Source organism: Bremerella sp. JC817, from assembly GCF_040718835.1.
Classification (GTDB): Bacteria; Planctomycetota; Planctomycetia; order Pirellulales; family Pirellulaceae; genus Bremerella.
Window position 1 is genome coordinate 1 of sequence record NZ_JBFEFG010000093.1, and the last position, 301, is coordinate 301.

Below are 301 nucleotides of genomic sequence, written 5' to 3' on the forward strand. Positions count from 1 at the left end.
CGGGATTATCATTGCATTCCCCGTCTTCCTCCAGGTGTTCACGATTTCCGAGCCGAGCGTCGGAAAGGAAATTGCCGGAATCAGCCTCCTCTTCATCTGGCTGATGATGTTTATCGCGGCCTGGGTGCAGGGCTGGGCACGCTGGTCGATTGAGCATCCTCGACGTGACCAGGCCGTTTCCCAGAGCTGGGCCGGGCCGGCGGAGCCGGTGATCGTGCTCGCCGTCACCGGCATTGGCTGGGCGGTATGCGGGAGCGGATTCGCCCTGTTCATTGTTTTTGCTTCGGTGTTGATCATGAAC

Annotated in this window: 1 protein-coding gene; it reads left to right on the forward strand. The window is 59.8% G+C overall.

Annotation, left to right across the window (positions count from 1 at the left end; translation table 11 throughout):
* Positions 1-301, forward strand: a 301-nt coding sequence (locus tag AB1L30_RS00440) for a hypothetical protein (RefSeq protein ID WP_367011385.1), incomplete at both ends; no start/stop codon positions are given.